The 18,982-nt window shown below is 40.0% G+C and carries 15 protein-coding genes and 1 pseudogene; 4 read left to right on the top strand and 12 right to left on the bottom strand.

Going from position 1 to position 18,982, the window contains the following annotated elements:
* Nucleotides 1–126: 126 nt before the first annotated feature.
* The 3 genes from accD to tamL all read right to left on the bottom strand — a co-directional run bounded on the left by accD (nt 127) and on the right by tamL (nt 4,843).
* Entirely contained in the window at nt 127–996 is an 870-nt protein-coding gene (gene accD / locus BIZ36_RS15490) for an acetyl-CoA carboxylase, carboxyltransferase subunit beta (protein WP_286174846.1), read from the bottom strand.
* 24 nt (nt 997–1,020) lie between these two features.
* Complete coding sequence (gene fbaA, locus BIZ36_RS15485) at nt 1,021–2,088, bottom strand: class II fructose-bisphosphate aldolase (RefSeq protein WP_187458805.1); 1,068 nt, start codon at nt 2,086–2,088, stop codon at nt 1,021–1,023.
* Nucleotides 2,089–2,230: 142 nt separating this feature from the next.
* Nucleotides 2,231–4,843 carry a translocation and assembly module lipoprotein TamL gene (tamL, locus tag BIZ36_RS15480; protein ID WP_187458804.1) on the bottom strand — a complete coding sequence of 871 codons (2,613 nt, stop codon included), beginning with the start codon at nt 4,841–4,843 and terminating at the stop codon, nt 2,231–2,233.
* Between the two features lie 23 nt (nt 4,844–4,866).
* Between tamL and BIZ36_RS15475 the strand changes: the two genes are divergently transcribed.
* Nucleotides 4,867–5,589: a TrmH family RNA methyltransferase gene (locus tag BIZ36_RS15475; protein ID WP_187458803.1), complete on the top strand. Its 723-nt coding sequence runs from the start codon at nt 4,867–4,869 to the stop codon at nt 5,587–5,589.
* A gap of 6 nt (nt 5,590–5,595) precedes the next feature.
* Here the strand turns inward: BIZ36_RS15475 and porT are convergent, their stop codons facing one another.
* A complete protein-coding gene (gene porT / locus BIZ36_RS15470) occupies nt 5,596–6,315 on the bottom strand; it encodes a type IX secretion/gliding motility protein PorT/SprT (RefSeq protein WP_187458802.1) in 720 nt (239 codons plus the stop codon).
* 85 nt (nt 6,316–6,400) lie between these two features.
* Nucleotides 6,401–7,192: pseudogene (gene ubiE, locus BIZ36_RS15465) on the bottom strand (bifunctional demethylmenaquinone methyltransferase/2-methoxy-6-polyprenyl-1,4-benzoquinol methylase UbiE); the annotation flags it as partial.
* A 146-nt stretch (nt 7,193–7,338) separates the two neighbouring features.
* Here ubiE and trkA point away from each other — a divergent pair.
* Together trkA and BIZ36_RS15455 are read left to right on the top strand one after the other, a co-directional pair.
* Nucleotides 7,339–8,688, top strand: a complete 1,350-nt coding sequence (gene trkA, locus BIZ36_RS15460; protein ID WP_187458800.1) for a Trk system potassium transporter TrkA — start codon at nt 7,339–7,341, stop codon at nt 8,686–8,688.
* A 32-nt stretch (nt 8,689–8,720) separates the two neighbouring features.
* Nucleotides 8,721–10,178: a TrkH family potassium uptake protein gene (locus BIZ36_RS15455; RefSeq protein ID WP_286174843.1), complete on the top strand. Its 1,458-nt coding sequence runs from the start codon at nt 8,721–8,723 to the stop codon at nt 10,176–10,178.
* An 80-nt stretch (nt 10,179–10,258) separates the two neighbouring features.
* Here the strand turns inward: BIZ36_RS15455 and BIZ36_RS15450 are convergent, their stop codons facing one another.
* Nucleotides 10,259–11,467, bottom strand: coding sequence for a pyridoxal phosphate-dependent aminotransferase (locus BIZ36_RS15450; RefSeq protein WP_187458798.1), 1,209 nt, complete (start codon nt 11,465–11,467; stop codon nt 10,259–10,261).
* A 64-nt stretch (nt 11,468–11,531) separates the two neighbouring features.
* Entirely contained in the window at nt 11,532–12,635 is a 1,104-nt protein-coding gene (locus BIZ36_RS15445; protein ID WP_187458797.1) for a fatty acid desaturase family protein, read from the bottom strand.
* Nucleotides 12,636–12,744: 109 nt separating this feature from the next.
* Between BIZ36_RS15445 and rsmG the strand changes: the two genes are divergently transcribed.
* A complete protein-coding gene (gene rsmG / locus BIZ36_RS15440) occupies nt 12,745–13,380 on the top strand; it encodes a 16S rRNA (guanine(527)-N(7))-methyltransferase RsmG (RefSeq protein WP_187458796.1) in 636 nt (211 codons plus the stop codon).
* Nucleotides 13,381–13,716: 336 nt separating this feature from the next.
* On the opposite strand, the gene BIZ36_RS15435 is transcribed toward rsmG, so the two are convergent.
* The 5 genes from BIZ36_RS15435 to BIZ36_RS15415 form a co-directional block, all read right to left on the bottom strand.
* The gene (locus tag BIZ36_RS15435; protein ID WP_187458795.1) at nt 13,717–14,229 is read right to left on the bottom strand and encodes a DinB family protein; all 513 of its coding nucleotides are present in this window, start codon (nt 14,227–14,229) and stop codon (nt 13,717–13,719) included.
* Nucleotides 14,230–14,400: 171 nt separating this feature from the next.
* Nucleotides 14,401–16,029: an L-glutamate gamma-semialdehyde dehydrogenase gene (gene pruA / locus BIZ36_RS15430; protein ID WP_187458794.1), complete on the bottom strand. Its 1,629-nt coding sequence runs from the start codon at nt 16,027–16,029 to the stop codon at nt 14,401–14,403.
* Between the two features lie 142 nt (nt 16,030–16,171).
* The gene (gene apaG / locus BIZ36_RS15425; RefSeq protein ID WP_187458793.1) at nt 16,172–16,558 is read right to left on the bottom strand and encodes a Co2+/Mg2+ efflux facilitator ApaG/CorD; all 387 of its coding nucleotides are present in this window, start codon (nt 16,556–16,558) and stop codon (nt 16,172–16,174) included.
* A 14-nt stretch (nt 16,559–16,572) separates the two neighbouring features.
* Complete coding sequence (locus BIZ36_RS15420) at nt 16,573–17,694, bottom strand: DUF3667 domain-containing protein (protein WP_187458792.1); 1,122 nt, start codon at nt 17,692–17,694, stop codon at nt 16,573–16,575.
* A gap of 31 nt (nt 17,695–17,725) precedes the next feature.
* Nucleotides 17,726–18,970 (bottom strand): type IX secretion system plug protein, encoded by a 1,245-nt coding sequence (locus BIZ36_RS15415; RefSeq protein ID WP_187458791.1) that lies wholly within the window; start codon nt 18,968–18,970, stop codon nt 17,726–17,728.
* Nucleotides 18,971–18,982 lie beyond the last annotated feature (12 nt).

Genomic DNA, 18,982 nt, shown 5'->3' with positions numbered 1-18,982 from the left:
ATTAAAATTAAATAAAAGGGGAAGGGTACAGACTGCAATATATGATAAATCCCGCTACTTGCCTGAAGTAGCGGGATTTAATCACCTGATGGCTGTTTTTTTCATCCGCCTAGGCGAAATATAAAGTTAACTTCTTACAGGATTGTTCTGTACAAGATCTAAATAAAGATTCACTTTTTTCTTAAGGTCCCTTCTGTGAGAAATAAAATCCAGGAACCCATGTTCTTGCAGAAATTCCGCAGTTTGAAATCCTTCTGGCAAATCTTGACCCGTAAGATCTTTGACTACCCTTGGTCCGGCAAAACCGATCAAGGCACCGGGCTCGGAAATATTTATATCTCCTAACATAGCGTAAGATGCAGTGGTCCCTCCCGTTGTAGGGTCTGTACATAATGAGATATAAGGAATTTTGGCATCTGCCAGTTGCGCTAATTTAGCCGATGTTTTGGCTAATTGCATCAATGACAGGGCCGCTTCCATCATACGGGCGCCCCCAGATTTTGAAATCATTAAAAAAGGAATCTTTTTCTTGATGGAGTGGTCAATGGCACGTGCAATTTTCTCTCCAACAACGCTTCCCATAGATCCTCCAATAAAGCTGAAATCCATACAGGCAACCACCAAATCCTTACCTAAAGATTTACCAACCGCTGTACGAACGGCATCCTTAAGATTGGTTTTCTTTTGGGCGTCCTTTAAACGGTCTGCGTATTTTTTGGTGTCTTCAAACTTTAAGGGGTCCTTAGATGTAAGTTTAGTATCTAGTTCCTTAAACTTATTGTCATCAAAAATTATTTCAAAATATTCCTTACTGCCTATTCTAACATGGTAGTCATCTTCTGGACTAACATAGAAGTTTTTGGCCAGCTCCTCAGATTCAACGATTTTCCCGGTAGGCGATTTATACCAAAGGCCTTTTGGGGTGTCTTTCTTTTCTTCGGTAGCCGTTTGAATGCCCTTCTCCTTTCTTCTGAACCAAGCCGTCATATTCTCCATATTATCGTTAGCGGATTATTCTTACTATAGGGTGTTTACGTTGTTCAAGTCTTCAAAAGCCTTTTTTAAACGCTCTGTAAACGCTTTTTCTCCTTCTCTTAACCAAACCCTTGGGTCGTAGACTTTTTTGTTAGGCTCATCCGGACCGTCCGGGTTGCCTATTTGTGACTGTAAATAGTCTTTTTTGCCTTGTACATAATCACGAACTCCGGATAGAAAAGCATATTGCAAATCTGTATCTATGTTCATTTTGATTACTCCATAGCTTATACCTTCCCTAATTTCTTCTACAGTTGAACCGGAACCACCATGGAAAACAAAATCAATATGGTTGTGCTCAACGCCGTATTTTTCGGAAATGAATTCTTGCGAGTTTTTAAGAATTTTTGGTGTCAATTTAACATTACCCGGTTTATAAACCCCGTGAACATTACCAAAAGCCGCTGCAATTGTGAATCGGTGGCTTACTTTAGAAAGTTCTTCGTAGGCATACGCAACTTCTTCGGGCTGGGTATACAATTTAGAGTCGTCCACATCAGAATTGTCAACACCATCTTCTTCACCTCCGGTAATACCAAGTTCTATTTCCAAGGTCATGTCCATTTTGGCCATGCGCTCCAAATAACCTTTGCAGATTTCAATGTTCTCTTCAATAGGCTCTTCGGATAAATCGATCATATGAGAGCTAAAAAGGGATTTTCCCGTTTCTGCAAAATGTTTTTCACTGGCATCCAACATACCATCTATCCACGGCAATAATTTTTTAGCACAGTGATCGGTGTGCAAGATGACGGTTGCACCGTAGGCTTCAGCCAATTGGTGTACATGCTTTGCACCGGCAACGGCACCTAAAACGGCAGCTTTTTGGTCCTCATTGGAAAGACCTTTACCAGCATTAAACTGGGCACCTCCATTGGAGAATTGAATAATTACGGGAGCGTTAAGACTTGCTGCGGTTTCCAAAACTCCGTTAATGGTATTGGAGCCAATTACATTCACCGCAGGAAGGGCAAATCCTTTCTCTTTTGCGTAATTAAAAATTTCCTGAACTTCCTCTCCGGTGGCAACTCCGGGTTTAATATTGTGGGCCATAATTTTCTAGGTTTCTAAATTTAATGCAACAAAAGTAATAAAATATTATCTCTAAAGACCAAGCTCACTTAAGATTGTGATGGTCAGATGTAACAAGAAGTTACCTTGTTGTACCAGCTATAAATAATGAATTTCTTTTAGGTTAGAATGGATAGTTAATTCCAATTTGAAGTACGGCATTTGAGAAGTTAAAATCATTCAACCATCTATCCGAAATATCATTTGCAGGGTTGTAGGTCTTAAAACCCAAATCTGCCCTTAAAACAAAATAGGTGAAATCATACCGCAAACCAAAACCGGTACCCAGGGCGATATCTTCTAAGGAGCTTATTCCGGTAAAGGTGGCTTCGGGGTCTTCCACGTTATCAAAGACGTTCCAGATGTTGCCTGCATCTGCAAAGAGTGCACCTTTAAGGTTGCCAATGAGAGGAAATCGGTATTCAAGATTAAGCCCTATTTTTAAGTTGGCCTCGTTAAAATCGTTTACGGCATCTGTACGGCCCGGACCCAAAGAGTAGGGAGACCATGCCCTAATATCATTGGCCCCACCAGCAAAATAACTACGTACAAAAGGAATATTGTCAGAATTTCCATAGGGAATCGCAATTCCGAAAAAGCTTCTAAAGGCAATGACATTATTTCGGGATACGTTCCAATATTTTATATAATCGAACTCGGTTTTTACATATTGGCTATAAGGAACCCCAAATACCAACCTATCTTCATTGGCATTCTCTTCAAATGGGATAATCTGCGAAATTGTGGACAATAGGTTGCCCGCACTTTCCAATTTAAAACGAAACTGGTAAAAATTATTATCTGTAATGCCTTCCCTGTTATTTAGGTTAAGGGTATAGTTGCTGGCAAAAATTAGGTTGTTTTCGGTCAATCGCTGTCTTCTTTCCTCAATTCTACTTACGGACTGATAAATGGCATCGGTGGCGTTAACATCTCTATTCAAGATGGCTTGGGTGAATCCGGTAGTTCCGTCTGGAATAATTAAACTTGGATTGCTGGAATCTCCGTTTAATTCAAAATATTCCTCCAGTTCAGGGTACTGGACTTCGTCTAAGTAGCTGTCAAAATTATTGGCGATGTTGTCCAGCTGTTCATAGGAGTTTCGGTAAACATTAAAAAAGCGGTCAATATTTACGTTGCGTACAAATTGAACATTTAGAAGTTCTACATTGTGTTTTATGAAGTCTGACGGAACCCAATTGTAGCCTAGAACGGTATTAAAGGTCTGCTTGTCCAACCCTATATTTTTCTGAAAACTGGTTCCTAAGGATATCCTGGTTTTGGGAAGGGTATAGCTGGGAATTAGCTTTGTTGTGTTAAATAAGGGAAACCAGATTCTAGGGATGTCCAAATTGAGATCTGCCCCGTATTCCTGAATGTTGAAAAACCTGCTGTCTATAATACTGGGATCGTTGGATGATCCAATGCTTACCCTACCGGCTAGACTAAGGTTTTCTGCACCTCCAAATAGATTTCGGGCCTGAAGGGAGGGACTTAGTGCCAAGCCTACTTGCTGAATGTTGGAACGGGTTACCTCAAAAGAGGTACCTAGGGAGTACCTTGGTCTCGCAGCCAGATAAATATTGGCGTCAAGGGTTTCGCCAATTGGACTAGGCTGGGAAGTAATGGTTGGATATTTAAAAACTCCCAGATTGGTTATTTGTCTATAGGTTCTTGTCCGATCTATTTCTCTATAAATGCTGTCCTTTTTAAAAAACACGGCATTGGCAAGCGTCTTTGGTTTAAACCTCAGTTTGTTTTTGTAATATATGGTATAGTCTTCGTATTCAATCGACTGTTGCTCAGTATCCTCGCCATTAAAAAGGTAATCTGTATAAATATTGATTTTATCAAATTTGTACACCTTGTATTCTGAAGAGGTAACGGTAGAATCACCCCTTCTTTTAAAGTTGTCAATATTCAATTCAATATTCATTTGTTGGTCATCTGCTACCTTTGTAGTATCTGTCGCAATATCATAGGAAATAGAGCTTTCTTGAAAGTTATAGACCCCATTGTTTCTAAAAATGGTACTTAAACGTTCCCGTTCCCGAGCAAATTCTGCCAAATCAAATTGAGTTCCTGCTTTTACAAATGAAAGTTCTTGGTATTCCTGATAAATGGAATCAATAGCCTTAGAGGAGATTTGGTGGCTAACGGTATCAATAAAAAAGGGTTTGCCCAACTCAATTTTGTATTCCAGGCTTGCACGTTGTTTTTTGGCAAGTGAATCTATGGTGTATGTGGTATTGTTATTAAAATACCCTTTGCTTCCGTAATAGGCGCTTAAACGCTCCAATGTTCTACGGGCCTTTGTGGTATCGACAATTACAGGTGATTCCCCAATTTTTTTAAGCCATTCGCTCAGTCCCTTCACTACAAATGATTCCCCAAGCCGGTTTACCTGTTTTTTGGATAGAAGCTTCTCCAAACGCTCCTCTCTATGTTCTTTTTTATGTAGCCAGGCTTGATAGGAAGAGTCCGGGTCTTTTTTTGCAAGATTGTAAAGATTGAGTCTTAAGGGATACCCTAAAATTCGAGTGTTGGGTTTTTGTAGAATAAGACTGTTGATGTCCTCGTCCTTAATTTCTTCACCATCTGCAAAAATGGTGTTTTCCCTAAGTAACAGTTCATCTTCTTCTACCCGTTTTAGAGTGTTACATGCATTGATCGCAACCGCTAGGAATAATAGGCTTATTTTAGCACCGATATATTTAAAGCGCGACGATTTACACATAGCCACCAAAATTACATCTTTTTATGATTGTTAAAAGTCAAATAAAACTTATAAAAAGTCTACATCAAAAAAAGTACCGTAACCAGTACGGGCTTTTTTTTGTAGAAGGGGTAAAGGCGGTACAGGAAATTTTAGATTCCCATTTTGAAGTGGATAGTGTTTATGCCACGGAAGAGAATTTGGTGCATTGCACAGAATCTGTGGTTCATATAATTTCGGAGTTGGAACTTAAAAAAATAAGCGCATTGACCACCCCAAACAAAGTGTTGGGAGTCTTTAAAATTCCAAAGGCAGCACCTTTTGTTTTTGATGATTGGATGGTTGCGGTCGATGATGTGCGGGATCCTGGAAATTTAGGGACCATTATTAGGTTATGCGATTGGTTTGGGATAAAGAACCTGCTATGTTCTGCACAGACGGTGGATTGTTATAATCCTAAAACCATACAGGCAACCATGGGTTCTTTGGCTCGGGTTCATGTGGGGTATACGGATTTAAAAAAGTTTTTGAGTGATGCACAATTTCCTGTTTACGGAGCTTTCATGAACGGTACCAACATATATTCAAATAATTTGCCTTCCAAAGGAATATTGGTCATGGGCAATGAGGCCAATGGAATATCAAGTGAAATTGAAGAGGTTGTCGATGAAAAAATCAGCATTCCACAATTTGGAAATCAACAGACCGAAAGTTTAAATGTGGCAACGGCAACGGCTATTTTGCTTAGTGAAATAAGAAGGGGTTAGCTTTTATTATTCAAACGTAAAGTTGACAAAAATACCTCTGGTGCTCATTTTTTCAATATTGCCGGTCCAAGGGCTGTTAGGATCTACGTCACGCACCAATTCATCGGTAAGTCCAAAAACCCCACGAATGGAGGGAGTGAACTTGAAATATTCCAAATAAAAGTCAATACCAAAACCAAGCTCGTAATTGTAGGTCCATTTTTTCATTCGAAAGGTCCCACTGCTGTTGTCATCCGGGCTCGCTTCATTACTTCCCAGATTAAGGGAAGCAGATGGTCCCGCAACTAAAAATGGCTTCCAGTTTCCTAATCTTCGGGTACTAATTTTAGCCAGTATAGGAAAATTGATATAGGTAGACTTTACTTCCCTAATGGCATTTCGCTCTCCTTCTTCCGTTGCTTGAAAACCAGGGAAACCCATTGTACGGGCATTGTAATATAGGCCGGGTTCCATTCGGATATCTAAAAACTCGTGTAGGTTCATTTCGCCAATAAGCCCCACATTAAACCCTGTGGACTCCAGAACTAGGACTTCCGTATTTTGGTTGCCTCGGTCATTTTTATAATCGAACTTAAAACCATATCGGTTAAAACCTAGAAAATATCCGTAATTAAGAAACTTTTTATCCTTATTCTCTAGATTTAGGACTGGGTTGGAATTGAATTGAGCATGAACTGTAACTCCTAGAAACAGCATACTTGCCAAAAGCAGAAAAAATCTTTTCATTCAAAAAAAATTATCCCGTTTGTGCCGTATCCTTTTATTGAAAGGGGGTGCGGGTGTCTGTAGGCTTTATTAGGGCCTGTTTTATTTATTTTTTGGCAACATATATGGATGCCACCCCAAGTGTTTGGGGCTTGTTCTCTACCTCTATAAACCCGATTTTACGTAAAATATTGTTGAAGGCTTCTCCATGGGGAAAAACGGATGCAGATTCGCTTAGGTATGAGTAGGCAGAGCGGTCCTTGGAAAAGATTTTACCTATTGCAGGTAGAATATATTTGGTGTAAAATGTATAACCTTGTTTAAATGGAAACTTTGTAGGTACGGATGTTTCCAACACGACAAATGTACCCCCCTTGACCAATACCCTATGGATTTCCGATAGTCCTTTTTCAAGGTTTTCAAAATTACGCACCCCAAAGGCTACGGTGACCGCATCAAAACTTTCGTTTTCAAAAGGTAGGTTTTCACTGTCTCCAACGACCATTTCAATAGTGTTCCCCAATTTCTTTTGAGCCACCTTTTTTTTTCCAACCTCCAGCATTCCTGGCGAAATGTCCAGGCCTATAATATTTTTGGCGCCCGTTTGGGTTAGATTAATAGCAAGGTCCCCAGTTCCTGTTGCGATATCCAAAACGGATTCAGGTTGAGATTTTTGTACAATGGAAACCACTCTTTTTCTCCATTTAATATCAATTCCAAAAGAAATTACGCGGTTGAGCCCATCGTAGTCCTCAGAAATGGTATCGAACATCTGGGTAACTTGGGCTTTCTTTCCCATTTGGGAATTTTTATAGGGGGTCACCTTATTGGCCATGTGGCAATTTTTGTGGCAAAGATACAATATAGCCCGCACTACGCGTTTAGCATTTTGGTAATTACTATGGAGGTAATTATCAAATAAGGATCAAAATAAAACGGGCTACGGATTAAATGTGTAATTTTGCGACGCAATTGACGACCTAAGAAGGCTTACTTTTTGTTGCTTAGCCAATTAAATTGCAGACCACACAAAGTTGTTAGTAGATGAAAATTATTATTGCAGGTGCCGGTGAGGTGGGATTTCACCTTGCTAAACTGCTATCTTACGAATCTCAGGACATCACTTTAATCGATACCAATAAGGAGAGTCTCGCATACGCGGATACTCATTTGGATATTCGGGTTTTACGTGGTGATGCCACTTCTATATCAGTACTCAAGGATGCCAACGTTCAAGATTCCAATCTAATGATCGGGGTTACGGCTTCTGAAACCACCAATCTCACCCTTTGCATGCTTGCCAAGCAATTGGGGTGTGAGCGTACCATTGCCAGAATTTCCAATACCGAATTTATAGATGATCGTGAAACCATTCGTTTTTCAGAATTGGGTATAGACGAACTTATTTCTCCCGAGGAGCTGGCAGCAACGGAAATTAAGTTATTACTCAATAAGAGCGCCTTCAATGATACCTATGAATTTGAAGACGGTAAATTGATTATGGTGGGCGTATCCCTTCCACCTTCCGCACCTTTTGTAGGCAAAATGGTGAAGGAAGCCGCAAAAATATTTCCGGAGCTGCATTTTATGCCTATCGCCCTACAGCGAACAGGAACCCAATATACCGTGGTGCCACGTGGTGATACCATCTTTAAGGATGGTGATCAGGTATATTTCATCACTACCAAAGAAGGGGTAGATGAACTGTATAAGCTTACCGGTAAGAAAAAGGAGGAAATTAAGAATGTGATGATTTTGGGTGGTAGCAAGGTAGGTTTCAAATCTGCCCGCGACCTTTGCCAGCATCGCTTCAATGTAAAATTGATAGAAAAAGATAAGGAAAAGGCCTTTGATTTGGCAGATGATCTTCCCAACGCCTTGGTTATTAATGGCGATGGTAGAAATGTGGAATTACTGGAGGAAGAAAGCTTGGAGTCCATGGATGCCTTTATTGCGGTAACCGGTAACTCAGAAACCAATATTATGTCCTGTCTGGTTGCAAAGTCCAAAAGAATAAAAAAGACCATTGCTTTGGTTGAGAATATGGATTATTTTCAATTATCCCATTCTATAGGTATCGATACCCTTATCAATAAAAAACTTTTGGCAGCGAATAACATTTTCCGTCATATCCGTAAGGGAGAGGTTGTTGCCCTTATGAGGTTGAACAATCTAAATGCCGAAATTTTGGAATTTGTGGTAAAACCAAGTTCAAGGGTTACCGGTAATATCATTAGGGAGTTGGATTTTCCTAGATCGGCAACTATTGGAGGGGTCATTAGGGATGATGAGGGTATAATCGCTCTAGGTGGTTTTGAAATAAAGGCTGGAGACCGTGTGGTGGTTTGTTGCCTTCCGGAAGCCATTCCAAAAATTGAACGTTTATTTCTCTAATGCGCCTTAATACCAAAATCATATTCCATATCATGGGGCTGTTATTGCTTTGCAATGGAGCCTTTATGTTATTGGCTGCCCTTGTAAGCGGTATATATAAGGACGGAGCTACCTTGGGAATTGGCTTGGCGGCCATTACCACCATGTTCGTGGGAACTTTTGCTATGTTCTATACAAGGGGGCATAAGAAAGAGGTCAAGAAGAAAGAGGGGTACATCATTGTTACTTTCGGTTGGATTGTAATGTCCGCCAGTGGGATGTTACCTTATTTATTCTCGGATGCCATACCCTCTATAACCAATGCATTTTTTGAAACCATTTCGGGTTATACCACAACTGGGGCATCAATTTTGGATGATATTGAGGCGCTGCCCGAAGGACTCTTGTTTTGGCGTAGTCTTACCCACTGGATAGGGGGAATGGGGATTATTGTTTTGGCAATTGCCATCCTCCCATTGTTGGGGATAGGGGGAATGCAGCTCTTTGCTGCTGAAGCTCCCGGGCCTAGCGCAGATAAACTCCATCCTAGAATTACCGATACCGCTAAACGACTTTGGCTTATATATGTGGGGTATACCATTGCGGAAACCATTCTTTTGAGGCTCGCGGGGATGTCCTTTTTTGATGCTATTAACCATTCGCTGGCAACATTGTCAACAGGTGGCTTTTCAACAAAAAACCTGAGTCTCGCCTATTGGAATGACCAGCCGCTGATTCAATATATTGTGATCTTATTCATGTTTTTGGCGGGTACCAACTTTGTATTGAGCTATTTTGCTTTTAAAGGAAAGGTGCAGCGAATTATAAAGGACGAGGAGTTAAAATTTTATACGGGCTTTATCCTATTCTTTACAATAGTAGCCGCTTTAGTGGTATATTTTAAGGCGAGTCCCGTGGTGAACGATTACCATCCCATGGTTTTGGGCAATGCCGAAAGTGCCTTTAGACATACATTGTTTCAAGTAATTGCAGTAGTGACCACTACGGGATTTGTTACTGCTGATTTTACAAGTTGGACACCCTTTTTAACCGTATTCTTTTTTGGTTTGATGTTTTTGGGAGGGTCTGCAGGTTCTACTGCAGGTGGTATTAAGGTAATGCGCCATTTATTGATTATAAAAAATGGCTTGCTTGAATTTAAAAGGTCATTGCATACCAGTGCCGTCATTCCCGTGCGTTATAATGGCAGGACCGTAAAGGAGCATATTGTTTACAATATAATCGGTTTTTTTGTGCTCTATATGCTTCTGTTTATTATAGGGGCATTGGGCCTGGGAGCCATGGGGATAGATTTTGTGACGGCCATTGGTGGTGCTGCTTCTTCATTAGGTAACGTAGGGCCTGCGTTTGGTACCTTAAACCCTGTAAGTAATTTTAACGGCCTGCCGGATATTGGTAAGTGGTGGTGCGGCTTTTTAATGCTGGCGGGAAGATTGGAATTATTTACGGTATTAATTCTCTTTTCTCCCTATTTCTGGAAGAAAACGTAAACTTTATTGCCCTTTAAGAGTTCGAACATATAAAAAATGCCCCTAAAACGGGGCATTTTTTGTGAGTAAAGGAAATTGTTTTAGTTAAGGGCCTTCTTGATCCTAGCAACGGCCTCTTTAATTTCGTCCTCTGAAGCGGCATAAGATATTCGAATGCTGTTTCCATTCCCGAAAGCATCACCTGTAACAGTGGCCACATTGGCGTGTTCCAAAATGTACATTGCCAAATCCGATGCATTGTTTATAGTAACTCCATTCAAAGTTTTACCAAAATAAGCACTTACATCTGGGTACACATAAAATGCACCTTCCGGTTCGTTGCAACGGAAACCTTCAATCTCATTTAAAAGACCGAGTATCAATTGTCTTCTTTCCTGGAATTTATCCACCATGTATTGAATTCTGCTAGGGGATTCGTTCAGTGCAGTAATGACAGCTCTCTGTGCAATACAATTGGCACCACTGGTAACTTGCCCTTGAAGCTTGTTACAAGCGCGTGCTATGAACGTAGGAGCGCCAATATAACCTATTCTCCATCCGGTCATGGCAAAAGCTTTGGCCACACCATTAACGGTAACAGTCCTGTCATACATGTCTTCAAATGCCGCCATGGAAGCGTGTTTGGTAACTCCGTAGTTGATATGTTCGTAAATTTCATCACTAACTACGATAATTTGTGGATGCTTTTGCAGCACATCGGCCAAAGCCCTAAGCTCCTCTTCGCTATAGATAGAACCGCTGGGGTTACAAGGAGAGCTATACCAAAGCATTCTGGTATTTGGGGTAATAGCGGCTTCCAATTGCTCCGGGGTCATTTTAAAATCATTTTCAATGGTGGTCTCCACCTCTACGGGAACCCCATCTGCCAATTTTACGATATCGCTATAGCTTACCCAATATGGACATGGTAAAATAACCTCTTCGCCTTTGTTGAGCACTACCTGTGCCACATTGTACAAAGCTTGTTTTGCACCCGTGGAAACTACAATTTGAGCAGGTTCATAGGCAATACGGTTGTCTCTTTTGAATTTAGTTATGATAGCCTCTTTTAATTCACCGTATCCATCAACTGGAGTATAGGAATTGTAGTCGTCATTAATAGCTTGTATGGCCGCCTCCTTAATGTAGTCAGGGGTGTTGAAATCCGGTTCGCCCAAACTAAGGCCTATAATATCCTTGCCGGCGGCCCTAAGTTCACGAGCCTTTGCAGCCATTTCCAATGTAGCCGAGGGGGTTAGGCTGTTAATTCTTTCAGATAGTCCGTTAGACGTAGCTAGTGTTGAAGTCATCTGTGTTGTTTAGCTGTTGAGGTGGGATGGAAATTCCTCCTTCCACCATTTTTTTTGGTTTAAATTATTGCAACTGAATGCTAGGTCTTTTACCTAGTTCTTTCAGATGTTTGAAGTGCGAAATTATAGCTTTTCTAGTAGTTTCATACTCGTGATAGGGTAAATTAAACTCCCTTGCAGTTTCTTTCACAATTTTAGAAATTTTTGTGTAATGTATGTGACTGATGTTGGGGAAGATATGGTGCTCAACTTGGTGGTTAAGCCCTCCGGTAAACCAATTGACTATTCGGTTTTTTGTACTAAAATTGACGGTGGTGAACAATTGGTGAATGGCCCATGTGTTCTTCATAGTACCGCTTTCATCCGGTAATGGTGTCTGGGCATCGTGAACTATGTGTGCTAATTGAAACACAACACTTAAAATGACGCCTGCTACATAGTGCATGATAAAAAAGCCGAGCAGTACTTCCCACCATGCCACATCAACGAATATTAATGGCAGTACGATCCAAATAGTAATGTAAAGTATTTTGGTAATAACCAGGGTACTCCAGTTTTTTATAGGGCTGGGAAGCTTCCCATAGGAAAGTTTGCGCTTCATATAGCGGTACATCTGTAAAAAGTCCGTAGTAATGGCCCAATTAAAAGTAAGCAATCCGTAAAGGAAAACAGAGTAAAAGTGTTGGAACCTGTGGTGTTTTCTCCACTCGGCATGCTTCGAGAACCTAAGGATACGTCCGGCCTCCATATCTTCATCATGTTCATGAATATTGGTATAGGTATGGTGTAGAACGTTGTGTTGTACTTGCCAGTTGTATACGTTGCCGGCCAAAATGTAAATACTGCTTCCCATAAGCTTATTTACCCATTTTTTGTTGCTGTAGGCCCCATGGTTTCCATCATGCATTACGTTCATGCCAACACCGGCCATACCAACACCCATAACTATCGTTAGCAATAAATTAGCCCAGTTTGGTAATCCCAAGGTTAAAATCGCAAAATAAGGGGTCAAGAAAATAGCGAACATGATAATGGTCTTGAGGTGAAGCCTCCAATTGCCCGTTTTCTTTAATTGATTTTCTTTGAAATACTCATTAACCCTTTTGTTAAGTGTCTTGAAAAACTGAGTGGGGTCCTTGCGTTGAAATCTTACGGTTGTACGATTCATTATAGTTTAAGCTTTTATGGATAATAGCAACCTTTTATCCTTATAAATTGTATTGAAGTTATTATGTAACCGGTATATATAGTAATTTAGCCGACATACAAATATACGCATGACAGCCGAAATAGTTTTTAAATATTTTCCCAATTTATCCGATGTACAACAGCAAAATATTTTAAAGTTGGAGCACCTGTACAAAGATTGGAACCAAAAGATAAACGTGGTTTCTAGGAAAGATATTGATGAACTCTATTTGAGACATGTGCTCCATTCTTTGGGAATTGCCAAAGTACAAGAGTTTAAGCCGGGAAGCAAAGTTCTTGATGTTGGCACGGGAGGTGGTTTTCCTGGAGTGCCCTTGGCTATACTTTTTCCAGAAACAGATTTTACGCTCGTAGATTCAATTGGTAAGAAAATCAAGGTTGTGGATGAAGTGGTGCAAGGGTTGGAGCTGAATAATATCACTACTGTTAATTCTAGGGTTGAGGAATTAAAGGGGCAGTTTGATTTTATTGTCAGTAGGGCGGTGGCGGCCATGCCTACTTTTACCCATTGGGTGAAGGGTAAAATTAAAAAGGATTCCGAGCACGAGAGAAGGAATGGAATTTTATACTTGAAGGGGGGCGATTTGAGTGAGGAACTTAAGGACTATAAAACGGTTCAGATTTATGACCTGCCCAACTTTTTTGAAGAGGACTTCTTCCAAACTAAAAAAGTAGTGTACCTACCTCTAAAATTTAAGGGCTAAGCTACAAGCTCAACATCCTGTAATAGGTCTTCCTATACTTTCTAGCATAGATTTTCATGTGTCCCCAAATATGGATTTGGAGACAGGTGAGAATCATTCTTGTTCTTTGGGCAAACGTCGTTCTTTTCATAATCCTGCGCATTTATCATTGTACAAAGGTGGCTTAATTACCTTTAATTTACAATTTATTAACGTTAAATTTACATTAGAATTGTGTTTACCGCTACTTTTTACGGATTTAATATGTAGATGACGTGAAGTTTGGTTGGTTATTTCAAATAAAAACCCCTCTAAAACTAATTAGAGGGGTGAACAGAATAATTGAATTGTCTGTGCTTATTTACTCCAAGGTGGTACAACCCCGTTGGATCTGGCATAGGCTATTAGTTGTCCCTTGTGCTCTCCGTTATGCTCCATTATTATAAGCAAACCGGATAATTTATTCATCTGGGCAAAACCAAAATCCACTTCGTCGTTCAGATTGCCGTCTTCTATTTTGGTAACTTTTTCCAGGACAAATTCATTTGATTTTTTTAGGGTCTCAATAATGTTGTCCTTGCCTGTTATTTTTGCCATATTCATCATATCTACATCTTCCGGTGGTGGGAAGCCCAATTTGGATGCTAAAAAATAATTGGCCCCAGCCACATGCAATAAAGCTTCTCCTACTGAATTGACGCCTTCCATGGGGCGCCAATTGTATTGTTCTTCAGAAAAAGCTTGTGCTAGGCTAAGAACCTGTTCTTGATTTCCTTTCAAAACTCCCTGTATGGTGTTTTGGGTCAGATTCTCTTGGGCGAAAGACATAAGGCAGCAAGAGAAACATAGTAAAAAGACTACTTTTTTCATTTGTAAATTGTTTTAGTTGATGTTGTTAATCTAATGTAAGTGAATTCATTACCTCCTCACAAGGTATGAAATCAGTTAAAAAAATCCTCGTCAAACGAGAAATATAATATGGGTTTATAAAAAAAAAGGGGGATGTTATCCATCCCCTTTCTATTCAATTCTGGTGTATGCTTACCCTAGGAAAGGATATCTATAGTCCGTTGGTGTAACAAACGTTTCCTTGATCAATCTAGGTGATACCCACCTCAAAAGGTTTTGGGCAGAACCTGCCTTATCATTGGTTCCAGATGCTCTTGCTCCTCCAAATGGCTGTTGACCAACAACTGCTCCTGTGGGTTTGTCATTGATATAGAAATTTCCGGCACAATTTTGCAATGCTTTGGTAGCTTCGTCAATGGCATAGCGGTCTCCGGACAAAACAGCACCCGTTAAGGCGTATTCTGAAGTTTCATCTACCAATTTTAGGGTATTGGACCAATCCTTGTCCTCATACACATATACGGTAACCACAGGTCCAAAAAGTTCGGTTTCCATGGTAGTATACTTCGGGTCTGTGGTCAAGATAACCGTAGGCTCTACAAAATAGCCCTTAGATTTATCATAGTTACCTCCGATGATTACTTCCGCATTTTCGTCCTTTTTGGCCTGGTCAATATACTTGGCCAATTTATCAAAAGATCCTTCATGGATAACGGCAGTAATAAAATTACTCATATCTTCTGGGCTGCCGGGCTTGTTGAAAGTTCCCACATCATTTTTAACCCTTTCTAGAACATCTTCGGAGATAGATTTTGGTAAGTACACTCTTGAGGCAGCACTACACTTTTGCCCCTGAAATTCAAAGGCACCTCTGGCAATAGCCGTCGCTACCTGCTGTGGATTGGCTGTAGGGTGGGCGATAATAAAATCCTTTCCTCCAGTTTCACCTACAATTCTTGGGTAGGTCCTATAGTTGTGAATGTTGTTGCCGATCTGTTTCCAAAGTTCTTTGAATACATGTGTAGATCCTGTAAAATGCAATCCAGAGAAATCTGGGCTTGTCAAAACCGTTTCGGTTACCATAACGGGATCTCCATAAACCACGTTGATAACTCCATCCGGCAAACCTGCTTCTTTGAAGACATCAACAATTACTTTGGCGGAAAAAATTTGGGAATCACTTGGCTTCCAAAGAACGACATTTCCCATCATGGCAGCACTAGCTGGCAGGTTACCTGCGATTGCCGTAAAGTTGAAGGGGGTAATGGCATATACAAAACCTTCCAAGGGTCTATATTCCACTCGGTTCCAGGTTCCTGGTGCAGATTCCGGTTGTTCCTCATAGATTTGCGACATGTATTCCACGTTGAATCTAAGAAAATCAATCAGCTCACATGCTGAATCTATCTCAGCCTGATGAATATTTTTGGACTGAGCGATCATAGTGGCCGCGTTTATTTTGGCGCGGTACGGTCCCGCAATAAGGTCGGCTGCCTTTAAAAAAACCGCAGCACGTTGTTCCCAAGTGAGATTGGCCCAAGCTGTTCTAGATGTTAAGCAATTATCTATTGCTTCTTGCACATTCTTTTTCTCTGCCAAATGGTAGTTGCCAACAACATGTTGATGGTCATGCGGGGGCGACATGGGTTTTGTGTTGCCCGTTTTTACTTCCTTACTTCCAATGTATAGAGGAACTTCAACTTGTCCATTGTAAAATTCTTTATAAGCAGCTAAAACTTCCTCACGTTCTGGAGTGCCTGGCGCGTAGCTTTTAATTGGCTCGTTTACAGCAGTTGGTACTTGGAAAAATCCTTTGCCCATATAGCGTATATTTTTTTAAAATTACTAATACGCAAAGGTAGGAGGACTAATTTGAAATAAAAAAGAAAGGCCATAGTATTCTGAATGCTATGACGAGTTTTCCCTTTGATTTAAATTGTAAAAACTATTTTATTACCATCTTTTAATTGAGGGCAAAAGGAGCATGGAATTTAAAGGTTGGTACATAGACCCTGAATTTTTCTGTCGAGGCAAAATTTACCATGTTGTAATGACCTCTCATGGCACCGATAGGCGATGCCAATAAACATCCTGAAGTATAGGTGTGGGACTCCCCTGGCTTAATAACCGGTTTTTTACCAATAACACCTTCGCCGTCAAGAATCTCTAATTCGTTGAGGGCATCGTGAATCTTCCAATGTCTGGAAGTTAGCTGAACGGAATCCTTACTTTGGTTCTCGATAGTTATGGTGTAGGCGAAAGCGAAGTGCATTTTATAGTTTTTGAAAAAAGTGCCTTCAAAACTAGTGTTCACCGAAATTTTAATGCCTTTGGTAACCTGTGTAATCATTTTATAACTTGGGGCTAATAGGTAATAATGTTTCCCGTAATTAGTATAAGGGTCGAGACAGTAGCTAAAATAATAAAAATTGCGTTTAAAAAAAGATACTTAACAATAGTTTTAAAAACGTTTTGACCATAGAATTTTCGCATTGCCTGAAACAAGTAAACCGAAAAAATGCTCAAAAACAGCCAATTACTTTTACTGTTAAAAATCGTATCGACCAAATAGCTAATAATGAGCAAGATAAACAATAGTGATGTGTTGTGAAAGCTAAAGATCAAATGATCGGTATAATTGAACCTTTTTCTGATGTAAACCAGCCAAATGAACAGGGTAAAAAGGGGTAGAAAGAAAAACACCGCAAAAGGTAGCCTGGAAATCATTGTGCGCAAAAAGTCTCCAGGGTTGGCACTTATTTTGGCAAAACTTCTTCCTGCGGTAAATGCAAATTGATTTTCTCGAGAGTCTTCAAATTCATATTTTTCAAGTGCATCTTTATAAGTTCGAATACTGCCATTTTTGATAACGGTATTGAAAAAATCTTGTTTTCGCAAAATTCGAAATGTCTTGGATTCGTCTTTTAGGGAACTAAAATAGGTGACCGGGTCTGCTTTTAGGGCAGAATCCTTTTTTGAAACAAGATCAATATAGTTGCTTATAGGCAATGAATCTGCAAGCTGTAGTAATCTTTGCTTTTCGTTTTCATTTTCGTATTGAATGGTGTCCAAGGTTTTTTTGAGGTCAAAATCCGCTAGGTCCGCTGTATTTGGTTTTAGGTCAATTTGGTCAAAATCTCCGGTAAGGCCTAAAATCAAGAAATAAACAATGGCCAAACTCAGTAAAAAACGAAAGGGGTTGGTGTAAGAAACCCGCTTACCGTTTATATAATCCCGGGTAATTCTCCCTGGCTTTAAAAGTAATGCCGATAAGGTTCTTAAAAGTTTGGAGTCATAGGCGAAGTAATTGGCGAAAAATTCATCCACAAAATCCTTTATGGACAACTTTTTTGTGCTATTGGCCTGCGAGCAGTTGGGGCAAAACCTATCACTTAGTTTGAGGGGGTGGCCACAGTTGAGACATTCGGTCCCCCTAAAATGGACCTGGTAACGCCCTTTTTCCTTGATGACTGGTTTGTTTTCCATAAAGCATTACTGATACGGAAATAAATATAGGTTAATTGCTGATATTTCGGGAATTGGCGTTCCCAATGCCTATGATGCTATCGTAAAGGTCTCCAAAATTTCTGTAGTACACCAGGATTAGATAGTTGTTCTCGGTAAAATGAAAATTTCCGCCAACTAGACTGTTATCAATAGTAGTGTCTTCTTTGTGTACCACATATTTATAGTTGTAGAACCCTTGTTTAAGTTTTATTGTTCCCTCCATCATGCCATTGTCCTCGTTATAAGTAAGCTTATTTTCATCCGTAAGGGCATAGTTGTTAAACTTTCCGTAGATGTAAACGGTATCCAAATTAAGCAGAGGGTCATAAGGAAGGGAGAAATGTACCATACTATATTCCGCTTCTCGGGAATGGTCCTCACCTTGCAAGGTTCTAACAACAAAATCCCCGTTGATATCCGGGAAATAGGTGTAAGCGTCCATAGATCTAAATCCGTCTGCAAATAGGTAATGGTGATAGAGGTCCGCTATTTCAATTTTTCCTATTTGCGAGCTAGGCGCCCTAAGGTCGCTAGTGTCAAAATTGAGATATTCGTTACCGGCAAAAAAACTGGTCTCTTGATCGTACTTGTAAACAAGTTCATTGCCTATAGTATATTGGGGTTTAATATTGTAAAGGGCCGTGTTCCATTGGTAGTTTTGTATGATTGCTACTTTCACTTCCTTCTTGGGGTTTACAAGTTTAAAACTACCGGCGTTAATGGTAAATTGTACTACCTGTTTTTCCATTAAAAAGTTGAAATCCCTTGAACGCTTTACTGTGGCTCCCACTTGAACGGCGTCTGTATACACCACAAATCTTCTTGAAAATTGAAGCTCGTAATTGTCGTCGTAAATTTCCAATACATAGTTGCCGCTTACCTTTAGGCTAACATTTTCATTGGGTATGCTCAGTCTATAATTGGAATAAGGTTGAAGGGTAGAGTAGCTATTTTCATAATCAATGATTCGTTGGTTGTCAACTCCGTTCAAATATTGGGATTTTAGTAATTGCGAAGGCGTCCAATCATAATCACAATGAATTATTTTATAGTAATAATCACTTTCCGAAGCGGTAAGGTCGTCAAATTCCAATCGTATCGTTTCGCCCAGTTCTACAACCGGAAATTGGTCTTCTGTTGGACCTCCAAAAATTACGGTTTTTATATGGGATGGCGGATTAATTTCTTCTTGTACCTGGGCAATAAGTTGTGTAAAAAAGAATAGGGAAAATAGGAATGTAAATTTTCTTAGCATGAATCTGCTATT

It is taken from the genome of Cytophaga sp. FL35 (genome assembly GCF_014349235.1).
GTDB lineage: Bacteria > Bacteroidota > Bacteroidia > Flavobacteriales > Flavobacteriaceae > Euzebyella.
The sequence above is the reverse complement of the archived record's forward strand: the minus strand, read 5'-3'. Positions and strand labels throughout refer to the sequence as shown.